Annotated in this window: 17 protein-coding genes; 9 read left to right on the top strand and 8 right to left on the bottom strand. The window is 32.9% G+C overall.

Features of this window, described 5'->3' with window-relative positions:
* Positions 1-118: 118 nt before the first annotated feature.
* Complete coding sequence (locus tag AC6EI2_RS00365) at positions 119-832, bottom strand: SDR family NAD(P)-dependent oxidoreductase (protein WP_498462467.1); 714 nt, start codon at positions 830-832, stop codon at positions 119-121.
* Positions 829-2,115 (bottom strand): lycopene beta cyclase, encoded by a 1,287-nt coding sequence (gene crtL, locus AC6EI2_RS00370; protein ID WP_498462468.1) that lies wholly within the window; start codon positions 2,113-2,115, stop codon positions 829-831. The genes AC6EI2_RS00365 and crtL overlap by 4 nt, the downstream gene beginning before the upstream one ends.
* Positions 2,116-2,402: 287 nt before the next feature.
* Here crtL and AC6EI2_RS00375 point away from each other — a divergent pair, with 287 nt between their 5' ends.
* Positions 2,403-3,425, top strand: a complete 1,023-nt coding sequence (locus AC6EI2_RS00375; protein ID WP_498462469.1) for an SDR family NAD(P)-dependent oxidoreductase — start codon at positions 2,403-2,405, stop codon at positions 3,423-3,425.
* Positions 3,426-3,432: 7 nt separating this feature from the next.
* On the opposite strand, the gene AC6EI2_RS00380 is transcribed toward AC6EI2_RS00375, so the two are convergent.
* Positions 3,433-4,449, bottom strand: a complete 1,017-nt coding sequence (locus AC6EI2_RS00380; RefSeq protein ID WP_498462470.1) for a mechanosensitive ion channel family protein — start codon at positions 4,447-4,449, stop codon at positions 3,433-3,435.
* A 66-nt stretch (positions 4,450-4,515) separates the two neighbouring features.
* The gene (locus AC6EI2_RS00385) at positions 4,516-5,124 is read right to left on the bottom strand and encodes an isochorismatase family protein (RefSeq protein ID WP_498462471.1); all 609 of its coding nucleotides are present in this window, start codon (positions 5,122-5,124) and stop codon (positions 4,516-4,518) included.
* Positions 5,125-5,268: 144 nt separating this feature from the next.
* Here AC6EI2_RS00385 and AC6EI2_RS00390 point away from each other — a divergent pair, with 144 nt between their 5' ends.
* The gene (locus AC6EI2_RS00390; RefSeq protein WP_498463500.1) at positions 5,269-5,724 is read left to right on the top strand and encodes a Fur family transcriptional regulator; all 456 of its coding nucleotides are present in this window, start codon (positions 5,269-5,271) and stop codon (positions 5,722-5,724) included.
* A gap of 7 nt (positions 5,725-5,731) precedes the next feature.
* Here the strand turns inward: AC6EI2_RS00390 and arsS are convergent, their stop codons facing one another.
* The gene (gene arsS / locus AC6EI2_RS00395) at positions 5,732-6,676 is read right to left on the bottom strand and encodes an arsenosugar biosynthesis radical SAM (seleno)protein ArsS (protein WP_498462472.1); all 945 of its coding nucleotides are present in this window, start codon (positions 6,674-6,676) and stop codon (positions 5,732-5,734) included.
* A 76-nt stretch (positions 6,677-6,752) separates the two neighbouring features.
* Positions 6,753-7,952: a glucosylglycerol 3-phosphatase gene (stpA, locus tag AC6EI2_RS00400; protein ID WP_498462473.1), complete on the bottom strand. Its 1,200-nt coding sequence runs from the start codon at positions 7,950-7,952 to the stop codon at positions 6,753-6,755.
* Between the two features lie 164 nt (positions 7,953-8,116).
* Between stpA and AC6EI2_RS00405 the strand changes: the two genes are divergently transcribed.
* From AC6EI2_RS00405 to AC6EI2_RS00425, 5 genes are read left to right on the top strand one after another with little or no spacing between them, the layout of a single operon-like run.
* A complete protein-coding gene (locus AC6EI2_RS00405; protein WP_498462474.1) occupies positions 8,117-9,658 on the top strand; it encodes a DUF8648 domain-containing protein in 1,542 nt (513 codons plus the stop codon).
* A gap of 10 nt (positions 9,659-9,668) precedes the next feature.
* Positions 9,669-10,832 (top strand): phosphotransferase, encoded by a 1,164-nt coding sequence (locus AC6EI2_RS00410; protein ID WP_498462475.1) that lies wholly within the window; start codon positions 9,669-9,671, stop codon positions 10,830-10,832.
* A 55-nt stretch (positions 10,833-10,887) separates the two neighbouring features.
* A complete protein-coding gene (locus AC6EI2_RS00415; RefSeq protein WP_498462476.1) occupies positions 10,888-11,583 on the top strand; it encodes a hypothetical protein in 696 nt (231 codons plus the stop codon).
* A gap of 53 nt (positions 11,584-11,636) precedes the next feature.
* Positions 11,637-12,962 (top strand): O-acetylhomoserine aminocarboxypropyltransferase/cysteine synthase family protein, encoded by a 1,326-nt coding sequence (locus AC6EI2_RS00420; protein ID WP_498463501.1) that lies wholly within the window; start codon positions 11,637-11,639, stop codon positions 12,960-12,962.
* A gap of 21 nt (positions 12,963-12,983) precedes the next feature.
* Positions 12,984-13,877, top strand: a complete 894-nt coding sequence (locus AC6EI2_RS00425; protein ID WP_498462477.1) for a homoserine O-succinyltransferase — start codon at positions 12,984-12,986, stop codon at positions 13,875-13,877.
* Positions 13,878-13,926: 49 nt separating this feature from the next.
* Here the strand turns inward: AC6EI2_RS00425 and AC6EI2_RS00430 are convergent, their stop codons facing one another.
* Positions 13,927-15,195, bottom strand: coding sequence for an FAD-binding protein (locus AC6EI2_RS00430; RefSeq protein ID WP_498463502.1), 1,269 nt, complete (start codon positions 15,193-15,195; stop codon positions 13,927-13,929).
* Between the two features lie 85 nt (positions 15,196-15,280).
* Between AC6EI2_RS00430 and AC6EI2_RS00435 the strand changes: the two genes are divergently transcribed.
* Positions 15,281-16,336: a sirohydrochlorin chelatase gene (locus AC6EI2_RS00435; RefSeq protein WP_498462478.1), complete on the top strand. Its 1,056-nt coding sequence runs from the start codon at positions 15,281-15,283 to the stop codon at positions 16,334-16,336.
* A gap of 386 nt (positions 16,337-16,722) precedes the next feature.
* The gene (locus tag AC6EI2_RS00440; RefSeq protein ID WP_498462479.1) at positions 16,723-16,992 is read left to right on the top strand and encodes a DUF2811 domain-containing protein; all 270 of its coding nucleotides are present in this window, start codon (positions 16,723-16,725) and stop codon (positions 16,990-16,992) included.
* Here AC6EI2_RS00440 and AC6EI2_RS00445 read toward each other — a convergent pair.
* Positions 16,982-18,625 carry a GMC oxidoreductase gene (locus tag AC6EI2_RS00445; protein WP_498462480.1) on the bottom strand — a complete coding sequence of 548 codons (1,644 nt, stop codon included), beginning with the start codon at positions 18,623-18,625 and terminating at the stop codon, positions 16,982-16,984. The two genes, AC6EI2_RS00440 and AC6EI2_RS00445, sit on opposite strands and share 11 nt — an antisense overlap.
* Positions 18,626-18,854 lie beyond the last annotated feature (229 nt).

Genomic DNA, 18,854 nt, shown 5'->3' on the forward strand with positions numbered 1-18,854 from the left:
AGCCATTGGAAGTTTTTATAGAAATTACTTTCATAAGTATCTCCGTAAGGCAATTCTGGGAGTCTTGAACACATTCAAGAAAACTACTAATCCTATTTAGGGAAAGAAATCTTTTGCTCTAAACTGCTTTTTCAAGTTGACAATTTATGGCGATTTCAAAGGGAATAGCACTGTTTGGTAAATTAAGTAAATTTGAACATATATTTGCAATATCATTTGCTTGGGTCATGTCTTTTTTTGGAAAATGATTTATTTCTTTAGCCATATCTGTATTTACCCATCCTGGGCAAATAGCAGTAACTCTAATACCTTTTTCCCATCCTTCATTTCGCATGGTTTGGCAAAGACTCATTAAAGCGAATTTGCTCATTGAATAACCGGCTAAGTTGCCTTTTGATCGTTTTCCACTCATCGAGACCAATACAATTATTCGTCCTGAATTATTGCTTGATAAGTACTTCCATGCATCTTTTGTTAATATCCAAGGTCCCATTACATTAACTTTCCATAAATTTTCAATATCTTGCATATCATTATCATTAAAAATAAGATTTGTTCTTTTAAAAATTCCTGCACAATGAATTATAGTGTCAATATTTTTAAAAGCTTTTACCGTTCTTTCTATCCATTTCTTTGATGAATTTTCATTCGTTGCATCGTAGTTGTTTATAATTAATCTATTTGAGTTATTTAACTTTGGGTCTAAAGTTGTATTGATTAAATCCTCTTTCTTTCTTACTCCTAAGCTTATGTAATGTCCTTCCTTAAGTAATTTTAAAGCTATTGCTTTACCTATTCCTCTACTTGATCCACTTATAAGAATCTTTCTCATTTAATATTAATTAGTAATGCTTTAAATAATAAACTTAATTCTCTACCATGCATGTTCATCAAGCCTTGTTTGATAGACCAAGGTGATTTTCTAAACATTTTCCACATAGCAGATATTAACTCTTTAAGGCTAAGTGTATTTGTAAGGAATCCATACCATTGTTTATTAGGCAAGCTAAAAAACTCAACAAAAAATCCTCTAAGTAACTTCTCTTCAAATCGCATTAATTTTTCTAATCCAAATTTATAAATAGCTTGCTTTCTTCTAAGTTCCGATGGCCATAATACTTGCCATCCTTTCTTAGCAAGTGAGGCTGAGGATGCTTTTTGATCTTTCATTGCCAATGAAAGGGCTTTAGCAACTTTAGGAGCCCTTCTTAATAGACTGCCGACCATATATCCCGATGCAGGATGAACCATTCCAGCAGAACCACCAAAGCCAAGTACCGGTTGCGTTAAGTCAGGGATAGGCATGTTCATTGGCAAATATGATCCGTGCTCTTCATGCTCAAGACTTTTTATTTTTATACCTCTGGTCTCTAATCTTTTTTCCAGTCTTCTTTTTAACTCATCAAGTGAGACTGGTGGGAAAAGGCCTAGGGATGTTTCTTCTAAGAAAAACTTTCCATCCCCCATGTCCATAGCGTACAAAAATGTTGGAGCTTCTTTTCTTTCTTCTGGATCCAAATGGTCACATCGATAATCCATTAGTACAAATTGACCTTTTTCAACGGGTGGGGTATTGAATTCTCCTACAATTCCATAACAAGTTTGAACTGCTACTGGCCCTTGGTTAGGAGCTTTAATAAAAACTGGTTTGTAACCCGTTGCGTCAATTACTAATCGAGCATTTAGTTCTTTACCATTAGAAGTCTTAACTGTGCTAATTAAATGATTGGTTTCTAAGTTGATTGCTGATCCTTTATGCCATTCTATTTCAGCTTTATTGCATTGTTGTAACCAATACGCTTGTAATTTATTTTTATCAAAAAGACCATAATCTCGATTGTGCTTTGTAACTTCATTTTTCTTCGAATTTGGATCCTTGTCGCCCTCTCCAAAATAACTAATGGTGTTAATCCATCGATGTTCTAGCAAATGACTTAGTCCAAGCTCGTCAACCTCCTCACCCCAAATACCATACGTGAAGGGCCATGGCTCCTTTGGAGATTGTTCCGATAAGATATCAACATTTAAGTTTTCATTTGCTAATGCTGCCGCAATTGATAGTGCACCTGGGCCTGAACCTAGTATTAGAGCATCTTTTAATGCACTAGTCTTCATGGTTCCTCTTGGGGAACATTGCCGTTTGGTTGGAGTCGAAAGATAGAGGTTAAATTCTTGTAATAATATTTAGTTATTTGTTTGCCTCCTTGAATTTCCACTTTAATCACCTTGCCTATAGAATCAACAATAGCTGGTGATGGCATTAACAATGAATAGTATTAATGTTTTTTATCAACTTAATGATTTTATTTTGTTTTTAAGTATATATGAAGACTTTTTGATTAAAAATTCAACGAGTAAACAATTTAATTTAAATCTAAAATCATTTAAATAACTACAAATTTATGACAAGTAAATCAGATGATTTGAAAAAGTATAAACCTTTAACTATTTTCATAACCGGTGGCTCATCAGGTATTGGTTATCAAGCAGCTTTAAAATTAATTTCTCTTGGCCATAATCTAATTTTACCATGCAAAAATATTTATAGAGCGAATGAATTATTAACTAATATTTGCAATCAATTTCCAGCTAAATTATCTAGAAAAGGAGAAATCTATACTCCTGTAATGGATCTTTCTGATTTGAAAAGTATTGACTCTCTATGTTTAGAAATTAAGAAAAGACGATTGAAGATAGATATTCTAATTATGAATGCGGGCCTTCAATATACAGGATCAAAAAAACCTAGATGGTCAAATCAGGGAGTGGAATTAACTTTTGCCGTTAATCATTTATCACATTTCTATCTCATACAAAAGATTTTACCATTGATAGATAAAAGTAATAATTCAAAAATAATTATTACCTCATCAGAGGTTCATAATCCTAATAGTGGTGGAGGGAGAGTAGGAGCTAGGGCCAGCTTAGGAAACTTAGAAGGATTAGCATTAGGTGCCGGATTTGAGATGATTGATGGAGGTAAATTTAATGCTGATAAAGCATACAAGGATAGTAAATTGTGCAATATTCTTTTTGCAAAAAAATTAAGTAGTAATTTGAGAAAGAAAAACTTATCAATCCCAGTAATTGCTTGGGCGCCAGGCTTAGTTATCTCTAGAGATAGTCAAGGTTTTTTTAGGTATAGTAGAAAATATAATCAATTAGGTCAGATATTATTTGCTTTTTTAGCCAGAGATATTTTAAGAATAACTACCTCAAATAAACAAGCAGGGTTACTTCTGTGTGATTTGGCTTGTTCAACTAAATATAATAAACCTGGTTTTAATTACTATAGTAATAAAATTATTTCATCAGGTAAATTTATTTTTGAGAAAACGAATATAAGTAATGATGCTCAGAGAGAAGATCTAGCTAATAAATTATGGGAATTATCTAAATTAATAATTGATAAAAAACTTAGATAAATACAATTTATTTATTAACATGAATTGTTTGGGTTGGGTATGCAAAGCTAATATTTTCATGTTGGAACTTCTTCATAATTTCTAGATTAATCTCTTGTTGAGCTGACATTGCTTGAAGATAATCACTTGTGGGAATGTGATAAACAAGTTCAAAATCAAGACTGCTATTAGCGAATTCGATAAAATGACACCGATCGAAGATTGCATTTTCAGTATTGTCAACGATACTTTTGATCATTTCAGGTATGTTTTTTGTTTGTTCGTATGTGGTTTCATAGACCACCCCCAGTTTATGAACCAGTCTTCTTTTCTTCATCTCAGCATAATTTGAGATTACTCCATTCGTGAGTCTGCTATTACTCATAACTATTGCTTCTCCATTAATACTCCTTAAACGTGTTGATCTAACACCTACACTCTCAACTTTTGCCCAAATTCCATCAATATGTATAAACTGCCCACTTTGAAATGGTTTGTCAAGGAGGATAGTTATGTATTCGAAGAATTCTTGAACGGGTTCCTTTAAGGCGAGTCCGGCTCCTATACCCCCTGCACTTAATAGAGCCCAAATAGCTGCCATTTGTACTCCCATATTTTGAAGATAAAAAATTACTCCTAGACTCCAAACAGATGCACCAACCATTGGACTGAGAGAACGAATCATTTCACTGATAGATTGATCATTGATTTTGGACGCCCATCTTTGAATTATTTTTAAGAAGACTCTATTTACAAATCTGACTATATATATAAGGCATAAAAACTTGCTTATTCCAATCAATGTCTTGTCTACTATTCCACCAATGAGTAAAACTTTCCATGCGACAATGAAACTTAAGATAAAGCCTAAAGGCTTAATAGTTTCAATTAAAAGAGTAGCTATGTAGTCATCTGTTTTGCTTTGTGTCGCAGAGGTTATTCTCCTTAAAACCTTTTTTAGGACTTTTGGACTTACTAGGGAAATAATGCAACCTACACTAAAAGTAAGTAATGAGATAATTATGTTTTTATAAAAATCATCCATGATGTCAGATTACTTTTATTTCAGATTGCCTGAAAAAAAAAATTTGTCTAGCTATTTTCTTATTATTTAATTTGAAAATGAATTTTTTAAAATTTTACTAATCTCCCTAAATTCTTTTCTATTAGAGCTCTTACATAATTCACATATTAGACTTTCAGTCGTTGATGCAACTGCTCCAGAAGTTATGAGGCGTAAAAAAGCAGTATCATTATCTATAGCACTTCTACTCCCGATAGCATCTCTTGGAATAAGTATGTTAAACCCTTTTGTTAAAAGATCAATCGATGTTTGCAGAATACATATATGACTCTCAATTCCACAAACAATTATATTTTTAAAATCATGTTTTTTAATGTAATTTATAAACCGATCGTTCTTGCTACAACTGAATTCCATTTTTTCAAATTTAGGATATTTATTATTTTCTAAAACTGATTCTAAAGTCATGCCTAGCTTTAATGGATTTTGTTCCGTAATGGCGATACGAACATTTAGTAGATTGCATGCATCTATAAGTTTTTTTATGTTAAATATTAGTAGTTGATTCCCTTTAATATTATTAATAAGCTTTTCTTGCATATCCATAATAAGTAGTAATGTTTCATCCTCTAAGATTATCTGCCTATTATTATTTAATCTATTTAAGGGAGGAGTCTTTCTTGAAAACTGATCCATTTTAGGATATTTTTGTATAAATTAAATATAAATCATTTAATAAAAAATAGACATCATTTACAACTAAAACACTTTGTTGCATATCATCTGTGTTGCAGGCGGTTCTCATTACGCTAAGCTATTGAGAAACTAAAGCTTATATTGATTTCACCTTCTTCTTATCGTACTCATCCTTCTCCTTTTGAATCGGGTCTTCGATCAGATGGTAAAAGAATGACTCCTCAAAGGAAAAAAGTTCTTTCTTTATTTGAGGAGATCGGCTCCGGAATACATCTCAGCGCGGAGGAGGTGCATTCCAAACTGACAATTTCTGGGGAAAAAGTTTCTCTTGCGACTATTTACAGAACTTTAAGACTCTTAGTCAAGATGACTTTTCTTAATGAACTTGATTTAAGTGAGGGAGGAAATAGGTTTGAATTGCTTAGTCACGATCATCCCGATCATCATCATTTGATTTGTATTCGCTGTGGCAGGACAGAAGAGTTTGAAAATAATGAAGTTATTAATGCTGGTAAAGCAGCAGCTAAAAAATTTGGATTTAAATTATTAGAATCATCGCTAAATGTAAGAGCATTATGTCCGATATGTCATAACAAATAAACCTTTTTTAAGTTAATTCTCCTCCACAACTAGAACCAGCTCCAGCAGTACAGCCAAAACAATGATTTCCTATTGAAATAGGATTGTTCTTCAAGGAAACCAATGGAATTAATAGATCAACCAAGTGCTTTATTTCACCATCTCTTTTCATCCCAAGTTGTTGGTTGAAATCACAATCATATAGATAACCTTCCCAATCAACACTCAATGTTGTCCTACACATTACTGAACCAAGGTTGACGGGGTTATGATTATCTTTAAGTAATTTATTATATTCGTTTAGTTTCCCAATTAGTTGTAAGTATTTTTCGTATCTATTAATTGGCATATTCGCTAAAACAAATAAATTTGAAAAATAAATACCGTACCTTTCTTTAAGTTCTCTTCTATAAGTATCTTCTAGTTCTATTTGTGATGGTGGAAGTTGTGGGCCGCTGGGATTATAAACAAGATTCAAAACTAGATCACTATCTTTAATACCGTATCCATAAGAATTAAGTTGTTTAAGACCTAATATACTTTTTTTAAAAACACCTTTTCCCCTTTGTTTGTCAACATTTTCTTCGAGATAACAAGGAAGGGATGCTGTTATTTGAACTTTATTTGATGCTAAAAAACTTGCTAAGTTTTCATGGCCTGGTTCTGTAAGTATTGTTAAATTACATCTGTCCATTATTTCAACATTAAGACTACGAACTTCTTTTACTAATTGTTTAAATTTAGGATGCAGCTCGGGCGCTCCTCCGGTAATGTCTAATAGCTTAATGTTATTAGCTTTTATAACTTTCGGTATAAGTTCTATGATATCATCACTCATCATTTCTGTCCTGCTTGGGCTGGCATCAACGTGACAATGACTACAAGCTTGATTACATTTATATCCTATATTTATTTGTAAAGTATCGAGATTATCTCTTTTGATTTTTGGGAACTTTGTTTTAATTATTTCCATAAATATATATATATGATTAATATCTATTTACATTATAGTTTAAATTTTTATTTTGTGAAAATATTTTATTAATAATCTAGAATTTGCTAGCTAATTGTCTAAACCATTTTATATATTCCTGTGGCCCATCATTGATAACCATATTAAATTTTAAATCATCATTAGGGTCACTGATGCCTTTCATGTCAGTTCCATTAACTCTTGGTCTTGATACTTGATCATTACAGCTGTTGACAAATATAACTTGATTATCTTTCTTATATGATTCTCCTAGCCGTTGTATCAAGGTTAAGAAGCCTCTGTCACTTCCACCTCTTAGCCATGAATTTTTTTTAACATCTTTAAAGGAAGTAACTGTATCGCCAACACCTACTAGCAGAGGCATTTGATCACGAGGAATTTTATCTCTGCATAGGTCTATTAATTTATTAAGTGTCTTTGGAGCCTTTCTAACATTGAAACTTGCGCCAAAAGGATAGACACCTGTTTTGTTTGAAATATATTTATTTAATAACAATAAAAGACCTGCCTCTTTTATTGCACCCTTGATAATAAATTGTATATCTGTAGTTCCGAAATCATTTTGAGACGCATATTTCATAATTTCTTTTCCATTTTTTACCCCTAAGTTTGGCATTAAATGCAGATGAAAAGAGTTTTCTAATCCAATACTTTTAGAATCTTCTAGTAAACTATTCATTATTTTCTCCATAACAAATTGCAAACTTTTTACTTTTTTTAAATCATTTTTAACCAAGGTAAAGATTTCGTTGAAATTAAGAGTGGGAGTGAAACGTGTATCACATACAGCTACATCAATTAATTTAGTTCTTAAGTCATTTGAAAGATTTGGTAAAAATTTATTTAGTTCATTAGTTAACATTAATCGCATAATCTTTGGCACTTTTGTTAAAAAATCAATCTCATTATCATTAAGCCCTGGATAGGATGAATTGCTAAATCTATCTTGAAACTCAACTCCACAGGCCGCAAGTCCTGGTAAGTATAAGCCATTTGCTTTTGCTTCTGTTCTTGAATTAAGTGCCTTTTCTACTAGACGATTAACACCTCTTCTACCTCCATGCTCGCCACAAGTAAGTACTGAAAACTTCTCTCTTAATTTTGAAACGTCCTCCACATATTCTTTTTCGATCTCTCTTTTTAGAGGGTCTTGAACAAGGGGTATACATACCCCGTCCAGATCCTGAACTATTAGAATATTTTCTTCATTTGTTATTGTGTTGATAATTTCTTCTTTTGTTTTACGAATATTCATAAAAGAAGCTTTAAAATCTTATTTAGTATATTTCAAATAAATATACTCTTTCTTGTAGTTCTTATCCTTAAATAAGTATATAGATATATATTTAGTATTATAAAAACTTTTTAAAAAAAAAAATTCTTTTTTTTGTATATAATGCAATTGAATGCAAATAAACTGTGTTTGAGAAGAATTTAACTAATAGCTTCTTTACTGAACCTTATTCAAGTGAGCCAATAGCTAAAAGAATTAGTGAGGTTTTGAACGGAAAAGTTGGATTTTATAGCGTTGGTTTATATCCTGCCTCTCTTGCCTATAACTGTGCATTGCATAATCAAGGATTAAACATTCTTTTGGCTCCTAGAGAAGGAAGAGAGCTCTTTGGGGCTTTTTCTGATGTTGATCTTTCAGAAATGGATAACGGTATAAAATCTAAAATTGAATATATGGCAGTTTCCAATGTTGATAATTCTGGAAAATATAATACACTTGAAGATTTAATAATTAACTGTGAATTGGTTGTTTTAGGCTCAAATAGTAAGCATATAATAAACGATGTTGACTTAGCATTTAAGCTTAGAAAAAAGCTTAATCGAGATAATGTTTTAATTGCATGCCTGGTGGGATCATTTTGTCACGATGAAGAAAAGAATGAATCTTTTGTATTGTGTGAAAAAATCAACAATTTAGCTTTCTTTTCTGGCTTCCATCGACACGGCGCTCTTCGAAACCCATTAGATAGTTTTACTGCTAATTTTTGTCATCCAGATGCTATGAATGCAATATTAGGTTCAAAATTATTAAATAAAATTTCCCCAAATATCCAAGTTTCTGCAGGTGTTCATAACGTCGAAGGTCAATATATAAAAGCTGCTAAAAATATATCTTCTATTTTAGCGGGTTTCGGTCATGTTTTTCATAAAAATAATCCTGGATTGCTTCCAACTTTATTAACCCTTTTATTAGATCAATGCCTAGATCAGGGTGCTTATGTTTCTATGCGTCGCGCTGATAGAGAGAAGTTATATACAAAACAACCTTTTCCAATTACAGAGCTTGGATATATCGTCCAACGTATAGATGCATCCTTCCTTAAGGATGGAGACTTCGTCCCGGTAAGAGATCATACTTTTAGTCAGTTGACAGCCATGGTCGCTGATGTCAGAGGGAGCATGATGTTGCCTGTAAGTGGTAATCCAACAAGGAACTTTCAGGCTGGTGAGGTCCTTGCTGAGAGGATGATTGAGTTAAAAAGATGTCCAAACGGGGTAGATGAGTTTATAGAATGGTGCGAAAAATCTGGTCTTAAACGCGGAGCTTTAGAAGGAATAAATTCTTTAAATTATTGGCCACATATCTTGAGGAAATATGAAATACCTTTAAGTAATTCTTCAATGATAAATCTTTTATATATGTGTATTATGGGACCTCCTGGGATTAAAAAAGATATTTTTACTGTCATGACAAAGAGTCCTGAATTAACTAACTATTGTCAAGAATCCGTTAAGTCATTTCATAGTAAGAAGATATCTGATTCTCTAGATAATTTCCATTTGAAAACTTCTATTGATTTTATAAATAAGTCCCTTAATGATGAGAGTCGACTATTTTCTGATTTGAATTCGATTGATTTTTATGATCCATTTAAGGTACAAAATAAGGCGACTTATAACAAGGTCATTGATTATATTCAAACAAACTTAATTGAAAAAGATTTATAAACTAAATTCTATGGATTTTCAAAAAATAAAACTGATTACAAATAATTTTTTTAATAATAGTAAAGTGTTAAAGATAGATTTGATAGATTTTGGTCTTATCAATAAAACCTATATTATTCATCATTCTATAGATGGGGTAAAGTCTAAATTTATTTTGCAGTGCCTAAGTAATATATTTGAATCGCATGAGATAGTTAATATGAATCATAAATTAATAACAGATCACATTAGAAAAAGTATTAATAAAAATCATCTTGACTTTGATTGTCAAAGATGGGAAGTTCCAGCCTTGATTAGTTGTAGAGCTAATAACCTTCTAGCGTTCCAATTTGGTTCTGAATTTTGGCGAGCAATGTTATATATAGATGATACTTATAGCTTAGATACTTTAGAAGATAAAAAAATGGCTTATCAAGCTGGTCTTGGTCTTGCTAAGTTTCATATAAATTGCTCTGATCTGGATTCTTCAAAATTAGGAATGAGTATAAAAAATTTCCATAATACTAAGTACTATATAGATCAGTATATGATAAGTCTTAAAGATTATAACTTTCTCAAGTTAGATTATAAAGTAAATAAAAGGGTTCAAAGATTAGTTTTTAGTCTATCTAATCACATATTATATGCTAGTTCAATCCTAAGATCTATAGAGAAAAAATCAATAGACCCTACCGTTATACATGGTGATCCTAAACTTAGTAATTTTCTTTTTGATATTAACTCAAAATATGTTGTTTCTTTGATTGATCTAGATACTGTCTCTTCTGGTTATCTTCTTACTGATTTGGCTGACTGTGTTCGGTCAATTTGTAATCTAGCAGGCGGAGATCCAGAAAATATAGAGAATGTATGCTTTGATATTAATGCTTGTGAGTATTTTCTTGAAGGATATTTCTCAGTATCAAATCAAAACGGTAATCACTATTTTGAATTCCTTCCTGAATTTATTTATTTGATCATAATTGAACTAACAATTAGATTCTTGAACGACTTTTTGCAATCAAATACCTACTTTAAAATAAAATACCAAACTCAAAATCTATATAGAGCAGAGGTTCAATACAGATTACTTTCAAGTTTCGTTGCTCAAATTCCTATTTTGTCAAATTTACTTCATGAAATTGGGATTTTCTCAAACCAAACTTTTGTCTCAGATGTACAAAAAATTGTTTAGGGTTTTCACATACCCCATCTTGTCACTAAAGTAAAATTGATATCTATTTTTTCTTGTGACAAAGGAATTAACCCATAGGGCTGATGAGCTTAAACAGTTAGGTTGGAATCAGGAAGATTTGTATAAATATATTGAATTATGGGATTACAGACAAAGGTGGGGCTCTATCAATTTAGAGAGAGAAGATAGATTGTTTCTGAGAAAAGCAGAATCTTTATTACCTGAAATTTCTAAAAACAAAGTTTCAGTTAAAAAACCTCTCAAGGAAAAGTCATATTATTGTTGGATTCAGTTTTTCTTGAATGAAATGAATAATTTTGAGTTAAATGAAGATCTTGATGAGGGTATGAGAGGGATTTGGCCAATTTTTCTAGAAGAGGAACTCCGTGTTATTGATTATTTTGAGCCAGTACTAGGCTTACCAGATACTATAAAAGCTAAATTAATAGGTCCTATTAGAGAGGATTTAGTCAAAACAGCTTTGGAAATATATAAAGACTCATTTATCACCAAACAATTTGATTTTCAAGGTGCTTTGGCTAGTGCAAAATCAAGTGGTGAAAATGCTAGTTGGAGATCTCTTCGAGATGGTGATTATGAAGGCAATCAAGATTATCAAATTCTTGATAGAGCAAGTGTTCTTGAATTTCGTAAAATAGTGAATGAAAAACTTTTGACATTTATTAAAGATAATTTACCGTCACTAGCTGACTCGGATAAATCTTTACCTCCTAATGATTGGATTAATTAAGTAGGCATTTTTCGACTTATGTGGCTAAAAAGAAAAAAGAGATTATTAATTCTTTGACTTCCCAACGTTTTGAAACGCTTCAATTGCATGCAGGTCAAGTGCCAGATCCTGCTACCAACTCAAGGGCGGTTCCTATCTATCAGACAAGTTCATATGTTTTTAACGATGTTGATCATGGTGCGAACTTATTCGGCTTAAAGGAATTCGGAAATATTTATACCCGTTTGATGAATCCTACAACTGATGTTTTTGAGAAAAGAATTGCTGCTCTTGAGGGAGGAGTAGCTGCTTTAGCTACAGCATCGGGACAGTCTGCACAATTTATCGCAATTACCAATTTTCTCACTGCTGGAGATAGTTTTGTATCAACTTCGTTTTTGTATGGAGGTAGTTATAACCAATTTAAAGTCCAATTCCCACGCTTAGGAATTAATGTCAAGTTTGCTGATGGGGATGATGCCCAGAGCTTTGAAGAGCAAATTGATTCATCTACAAAAGCAATTTATGTGGAATCAATGGGGAATCCTAGATTTAACATCCCTGATTTTGAGGGACTTTCGAAATTAGCAAAATCGAAAAACATACCTTTAATTGTTGATAACACACTTGGAGCTGCTGGGGCTTTGATCCGTCCAATTGAGCATGGGGCTGATGTGGTTGTTCAAAGTGCTACAAAATGGATAGGAGGTCATGGCACTAGCCTTGGAGGCGTAATTGTTGACGCAGGAACTTTTGATTGGGGAAATGGAAAATACCCTTTAATGAGTCAACCCAGTGCGGCTTATCATGGTTTAGTTCATTGGGATGCTTTTGGATTTGGTAGTGATATTTGCGGAATGCTTGGAGTCCCTGCCGATCGAAATATTGCTTTTGCTTTAAGAGCCCGGCTTGAGGGGTTAAGAGATTGGGGGCCTGCAATTAGTCCTTTTAATTCTTTTTTATTACTTCAAGGATTAGAAACTTTAAGTTTAAGAATAGAAAGACATTGTTCTAATGCTCTTTCATTGGCTAAGTGGTTAGATGATCATTCAAAAGTTGATAATGTTAGTTATCCAGGATTACCTACCGACAAATACCATTCAAGAGCTTCTACTTATACGACTAATAGAGGAAAAGGTTCCATGTTGGTTTTCTCTCTGAAAGGTGGCTTTGATGATGCTGTAACTTTTATAAATTCTTTGAAACTTTCTAGTCATTTAGCAAATGTAGGCGATGCTAAAACATTAGTAATTCATCCTGCTTCAACAACTCATCAACAATTATCTCCTGAGGAACAGTTGTCTGCAGGTGTTACTCCTACTATGGTAAGAGTATCAGTTGGAATTGAACACATTGACGATATTTTAGATGACTTTGAGCAGGCCTTAAATTTAATTTGACTTCAAAGTGGTTATATAGATATGGCTTTAATACTTCCACGTAGTTATCATAAAATATCCTCAATTGAAAAAAATCATATTTCATGGATTGAGCCCGAACTAGCAGAAAGGCAGGATATTAGACCTCTTAGGATTGGGATATTAAATATTATGCCATTGGGAAAACAATATGAATTTAATTTATTGCACCCCTTGGGACTGTCTCCTCTGCAAATAGAACCTATTTGGATAAGGTTAAAATCCCATTCATATAAAACATGGGATTTAGAACATCTAAAAAACTTATACGTCTATTGGGAGGAGGCAATGTCTCCAATGCCTCTCGATGGCTTGATTATTACTGGAGCTCCTGTGGAGCATCTCCCTTTCGAAAAGGTTAATTATTGGAAAGAATTAGTAAGTCTAATCGAGGAATCAAAATTAAAATGTGCAAGTACCCTAGGTTTATGTTGGGCTGGTTTCGCAATGGCATATATGGCTGGAGTTGAGAAAAATAATTTTAATAAAAAGCTATTTGGTGTATATCCAATGAGGAGTCTTGTGCCTGGCCATTCTTTAATGGGTACACAAGATGATGAGTTCCTTTGCCCACAAAGTAGACATGCTGGCTTGTCAGATATTGAAATGGAAAAAGCAGAAAAGAATGGCAAGCTTAGATTATTGGCCCATGGGGAAAAAGTAGGTTATACAATTTTTGAAACACCTGACCAAAGGCAATTAATGCATTTAGGGCATCCAGAATATAATGTTGATCGATTGAAATCTGAGATGGAAAGAGATAAAAAAAGAGGTGATGTCCCTCCTCCAGAAAACTTTGATTTGACTAAATCAAACACTTCGTGGCGATCACATAGAAACTTATTATTTCAACAATGGTTGTGGTTCTGTTATCAACGTGTAAGCCTAAGTATTTGACTTTATTAACTTTGTTAGGTAAGTGATTATATTCGATAAACATAGTGAACTATTTTAAAGGGGGCATTAAATTTCTTGGATCATAAATCCCTTTAATTTCTTGTAATGTCGGAAGCCATTCTTTGAATGCTGAGGATAATTCTCTTTGATGCCAATCTAAGTGAGGGTGTATTTGAGCAAGATGGACACCAGGGCATATGAATTCTAGGTTATTCCAAGCCTCCTCCATCCATTCGAGCGTTCTTTTTCTTTTTGATTTATCGAAGGCATCCCAAGCTCCATTAATCCAAGGTTTCCATGTCGCTTCACGATGAATAAATGAAGTATCTTTATTATTAATATGTGTGATGCCTCCCAATTGTTGAGAAGCTAAATAACAACTTTTGTTAGGCCTTTTATTTATTATGTCACGAATAATTTTTAATACTTTTGAATTATTCTTTTGCCAAGCAGGACCAAGTAAACCTAATACTTCAGAGTGCTTTGAATTATTATTTTTAGTCTCTCCTAAGCTTAGATTTGGTAAAGAATTCATATCGTTTACTTTATTAATTATTCTATTTCGCGAGTATGGCAATTTCTCTAATAGCTTAATTAAGATGAACTCATCATCAGCATTTATAACTTCACCAATTGCATGAGCAAAAATGTCATCTCCACAAATCCATTGAAAGCTAAGTGAATTAGGCCAACTCTCGGCTTGATTAATACATTCTGATAGCTGAGCAAATGAAAGATTTGCTGTCCAACTTAATAGTGGTCTTAATGGCTGAGTCTTTAGTTTGACTTTTGTGATTATTCCAAGAAATATAGCGGCTCCGCAAAGGGCTTTCCATTCGAAGAATGATTCTTTTTGTGTGTTTGGTTGAAATAAATGAAACTCCTTCCCATTTCCCCAAAACCCTTTAATTTCAACGATCTGATCAATTGCTAATCCTCTGCTTCTACTAAGTGGACTTATTCCACCTGTCAAAACATATCCTATTCCTGTCTTCCCTGATAAACCAATTGGAAAACTTCTACTATGATTTTTTAAAAAACCGGATAACTCGCCCATAGTTACTCCAGCTTCAATTTCTACATGCTTTTTATCTAGATCGAAAGAAATGTTTTGGTAGTTCTTCCTTAGATCTAATATCCAATGTTTATCTGCTGCAGCTCTACTTGTAGTACCTCCACTAGAAACTAAAAAAGGATTGGACTTTTGTTCAAATCCTTTTAGGGATTGGAATAATTCTGCGTTGACAGTTTCAAAAACGCCAAGGACATCACTGTCATTGGAATTTTGATTTTGTAGTGATATTAAATCTTTAATAATTTTCTCCTTTTTCTATAATGAGTTTCTTAAATTGATTATATTTTATAAAACATAATCAATTTAAGTAGTCTTTTGCTAATTCATTTTGGTTTCCTCAGCTTTAATTAAATACCAATATCCATCTGATATTGGGATTGTTTTATGCGGGCATGGGAGTAGAGATTCTCAAGCAATAAAAGAGTTTATTAATGTTGTAGACAAAATAAAAGCCAGAATACCTGATATCCCTGTTGTTTTTGGTTTCCTAGAGTTTAATCGTCCGATCATCAGTGAAGCGTTAGATCAACTTAGAAATATGGGAATAAAAAGAATAATTGCTTTGCCAGCAATGTTATTTGCTGCTGGACATACTAAAAATGATATCCCTGCAGTCTTAAATAGATATTCTGCTGAAAGTGGAATTCCTATTCAATACGGCAGGGAGCTTGGCCTAAATTCGTTAATGATTGGAGCAGCAGGCGCAAGACTTAGAGAAACAATTGACAGTAATCCAATTTTCCCTCTTTCTCAAACATTGCTTGTTGTAGCCGGGAGAGGTTCCTCGGATCCAGATGCTAATTCAAATGTTTGTAAAATCACAAGGATGCTTGTGGAAGGTTTTGGGTTTGGATGGGGTGAAACCGTTTTTTCAGGAGTAACATTTCCTCTTGTTGAACCTGGTTTGAGACATGCTCTTAAATTGGGTTTTAAAAGAGTAATTCTTTTACCTTATTTCCTTTTTTCTGGAGTTTTGGTAAGTCGAGTTAGAGTTCACTCTCTAAAAGTTTCAAATGATAATCCTGACGTACAGTTTCTAAATGCAAGTTACCTATCAGATCAAGATTTGGTTATTGATACCTTCATAGAGAGAATTCAAGAAGTTTTGAGTGGAGAAAATTCTATGAATTGCGCCTTATGTAAATACCGTTCGAATTTACTAGGCTTTGAGAGTGAGGTTGGATATGAGCAGAAAAGTCATCATGATCATGTTGAAGGCTGTCTAGATATGCAACCTAATTTCGGTGATGAGGGCAAAAATAAGAAAATAAATTTCTCAGAGAATAAAACACACGAGCACTCACACGAACATTTTCCTTATCCACACGCTCAGCATCCTTTAGGCCCTGTCACGCTTCGCTCTTTAAATAAAAGCCAAATATAAAAAAAATAGGTTTAAATTGAAGACTCATTTGTCTCTTTCTTAGCTGCGACGCAATGGACTCGTTATCTATATGTTTTTTTAATGTTTACTTTCAGCTCTTTTCCCCAAGTAATTTCCACAGCAAGTGTGTAGTTTTCCACTGCAAAATACTAAGACCCTAGCTTTAATGAAGGACTTGTGGGATTCATTGAAAATTTTAATAGTCATTTACACTTAGATACGTTAAATAGATAAACCTATTTGTTTTGAGATTATTCCTCGAAAAACCTTTTTGATAAATGAGTCTAACTCTGTCTCGTTTTCTTTGTATAGCTTTTCTTTATCTTTGACGTTTTATTGAAAATTTAAGATCCTTATCTCATATATGTTGAATTTTTTAAAAGGAAATGGAGTTTAATCAAATTGAAACCCGTGTAGAAGAAATAAAAACAGATAAGGTTAAATGTTGTGAAAATGAATTGGACCTTATGTCTATAAGTCTTGAGGCTGAAGTGCCTGAAGCTCTATATATTGGCATGAAGGATTTTATTAATGGAAATGAGAAGTGGGATCAGTCCAAGCTAATTAGCTCAGCCATCGCAAATTTTCTTTTTCAAAATGGTTCTGAAGATAGGGCTGTTACTGAAAAATACTTAAATGATATTTTTAACCTTTGAAATCAAAAATTGCCTGTTCACAAGCTCTTTTAGTTATTGCCATCATAGTTAAGGTTGGGCTTTGCCAAGAAGAAGTTGGCCAGCAAGCTCCGTCAACTACTAATACATTTCGGCATTCCCAGAGACGATTCCAATTGTCTACAACACTCTTCTCTTTGTTATCTCCCATCGGTGCACCTCCTACCTCATGGATGTAGTAACCCGGAGGTGGTGCATCCTTATTAACGGCAACAGATTTATTTAAAATTTGTTTAGCAAAAGGAATATTTACTATTTCATTTGCTGGGATAATGGTTCCATTGCCAGAATTGATAATTAGTTCAATCATTCTATTCATTTCTTTGACCATTTGTTTTTCATTTTCACGCCAAACTATGGATATGTGTGGAATAGCAATATCGTATTGATCTGTGCTTTTTGAAAGAGAAACAGTGTTATTAATATTAGGTAGTACTTCACCGTGACCAATAAGAAATCCTGTTTTGGTATTATTGTATTTTTTTAAGAATTCTGGTGGTTCAAATCTATCGATTCCTCCCCAGATCCCATATCCTCCAACAAAGCTTTTTTTTATTGATTTTCCTCTGCCTATTGGAATAAAGAAGCTACCAGCGCCTGTTAAAAGATCTTTGTGATGTTTGTTAGGATAATTTTTTAAATTCTTATCAATTGGGACAGTAAAAAATCTACAAGTTGATATGTGATCCATTAAGTTCTTTCCCAATGATTGAGATGGATCTATTAGACCATTGTGATTATTGCTCTCTTCGGAACTTAGTAGAATTCTAATTGTTTGGATTGTTGATGAACATAATATGATTAATTTACTTTCTATTTCACTTCTTTCTCCATTCCTTTGGTTGACAACAATAACACTCTTTGCAGACTTTCTATCCTTATTTAATACTAATTTCTCTACAATATGATTTGATAGTAATTCTACTTTTTCTAATTTAATTGCTTCTTTTAATGTACTACCTAGACTACTATATTTGGGCCATTTCGTTTTATCTTCATTGGCCCCAAACCCTCTAGAATGTATAAAAGGAAGATTTAATTTTTCTTTTATATTGGAAGCGAATCGTTCTTCGCTTTTTGTGAATGGAAGTTTGCCAATATATTCACCATTAGGCAGTTGATTTAGATCGTCTTTATTTCCAAATACCCCTAGAAAATTCTCTACATCTGAGTAATGTTTCTCAAGATCTTTATAACTAATAGGCCACTCAAGATTGTATTCTTTCTCTTTTGAGGCTTCAAAATCTTCTTTGGCTAATCTTAAAGTTATTCCTCCCCATGTAAGACTTCTTCCTCCCACTTGATTTCCTTGAGTCCACATGAAAGGAGCTCTCGGTGGGTGGGTGTATGGGTTTGCTTTTTTGTTGGCATATAACAATGGATTTGATTTCCAAAAACCTGGATGTTGAGGTTGGTTTTGATAATTGCCGGTTGTAACTCCTATTAGTCTCCGAATCATATTGCAAGGCTCTGTTCCGTTTGCTCTCTTTATTTCAAGTTCAGGCCCTCTTTCAATTACTAATACTCTTATTCCTGCCTTAGCCATTGTTAAAGCAGCCATACCTCCGGTTGCACCAGAACCAATAATTACGACTTCATATGGATTGTTAATCATTTATGGGGAATTTGATATTTTAGATTTGGTAAATTTAGCTAATAAATTTTTCTTTATATAGAAAATATATATTAAAATAAATAAATTTTGCTAGATAGTAAGAAATTTTTATTAAGTTATATCTTTTTTGTTGGCACTATAACAACTCTAGTATGTAATATTTTTATTATATAATTTAAAAATTATATAATATAGGGATTAAGATGATTAGATTGACTTCAAATAAATG

This window comes from Prochlorococcus sp. MIT2302, from assembly GCF_059772385.1.

What these genes read in the sequence shown, in the direction of transcription:
- crtL (WP_498462468.1), bottom strand. Translation starts at nt 2,115, where the DNA reads ATGAAGACTAGTGCATTAAAAGATGCTCTAATACTAGGTTCAGGCCCA.
- AC6EI2_RS00385 (WP_498462471.1), bottom strand. Translation starts at nt 5,124, where the DNA reads ATGGATCAGTTTTCAAGAAAGACTCCTCCCTTAAATAGATTAAATAAT.
- AC6EI2_RS00365 (WP_498462467.1), bottom strand. Translation starts at nt 832, where the DNA reads ATGAGAAAGATTCTTATAAGTGGATCAAGTAGAGGAATAGGTAAAGCA.
- AC6EI2_RS00410 (WP_498462475.1), top strand. Translation starts at nt 9,669, where the DNA reads ATGGATTTTCAAAAAATAAAACTGATTACAAATAATTTTTTTAATAAT.
- AC6EI2_RS00425 (WP_498462477.1), top strand. Translation starts at nt 12,984, where the DNA reads ATGGCTTTAATACTTCCACGTAGTTATCATAAAATATCCTCAATTGAA.
- AC6EI2_RS00380 (WP_498462470.1), bottom strand. Translation starts at nt 4,449, where the DNA reads ATGGATGATTTTTATAAAAACATAATTATCTCATTACTTACTTTTAGT.
- stpA (WP_498462473.1), bottom strand. Translation starts at nt 7,952, where the DNA reads ATGAATATTCGTAAAACAAAAGAAGAAATTATCAACACAATAACAAAT.
- AC6EI2_RS00445 (WP_498462480.1), bottom strand. Translation starts at nt 18,625, where the DNA reads ATGATTAACAATCCATATGAAGTCGTAATTATTGGTTCTGGTGCAACC.
- AC6EI2_RS00440 (WP_498462479.1), top strand. Translation starts at nt 16,723, where the DNA reads ATGGAGTTTAATCAAATTGAAACCCGTGTAGAAGAAATAAAAACAGAT.
- AC6EI2_RS00375 (WP_498462469.1), top strand. Translation starts at nt 2,403, where the DNA reads ATGACAAGTAAATCAGATGATTTGAAAAAGTATAAACCTTTAACTATT.
- arsS (WP_498462472.1), bottom strand. Translation starts at nt 6,676, where the DNA reads ATGGAAATAATTAAAACAAAGTTCCCAAAAATCAAAAGAGATAATCTC.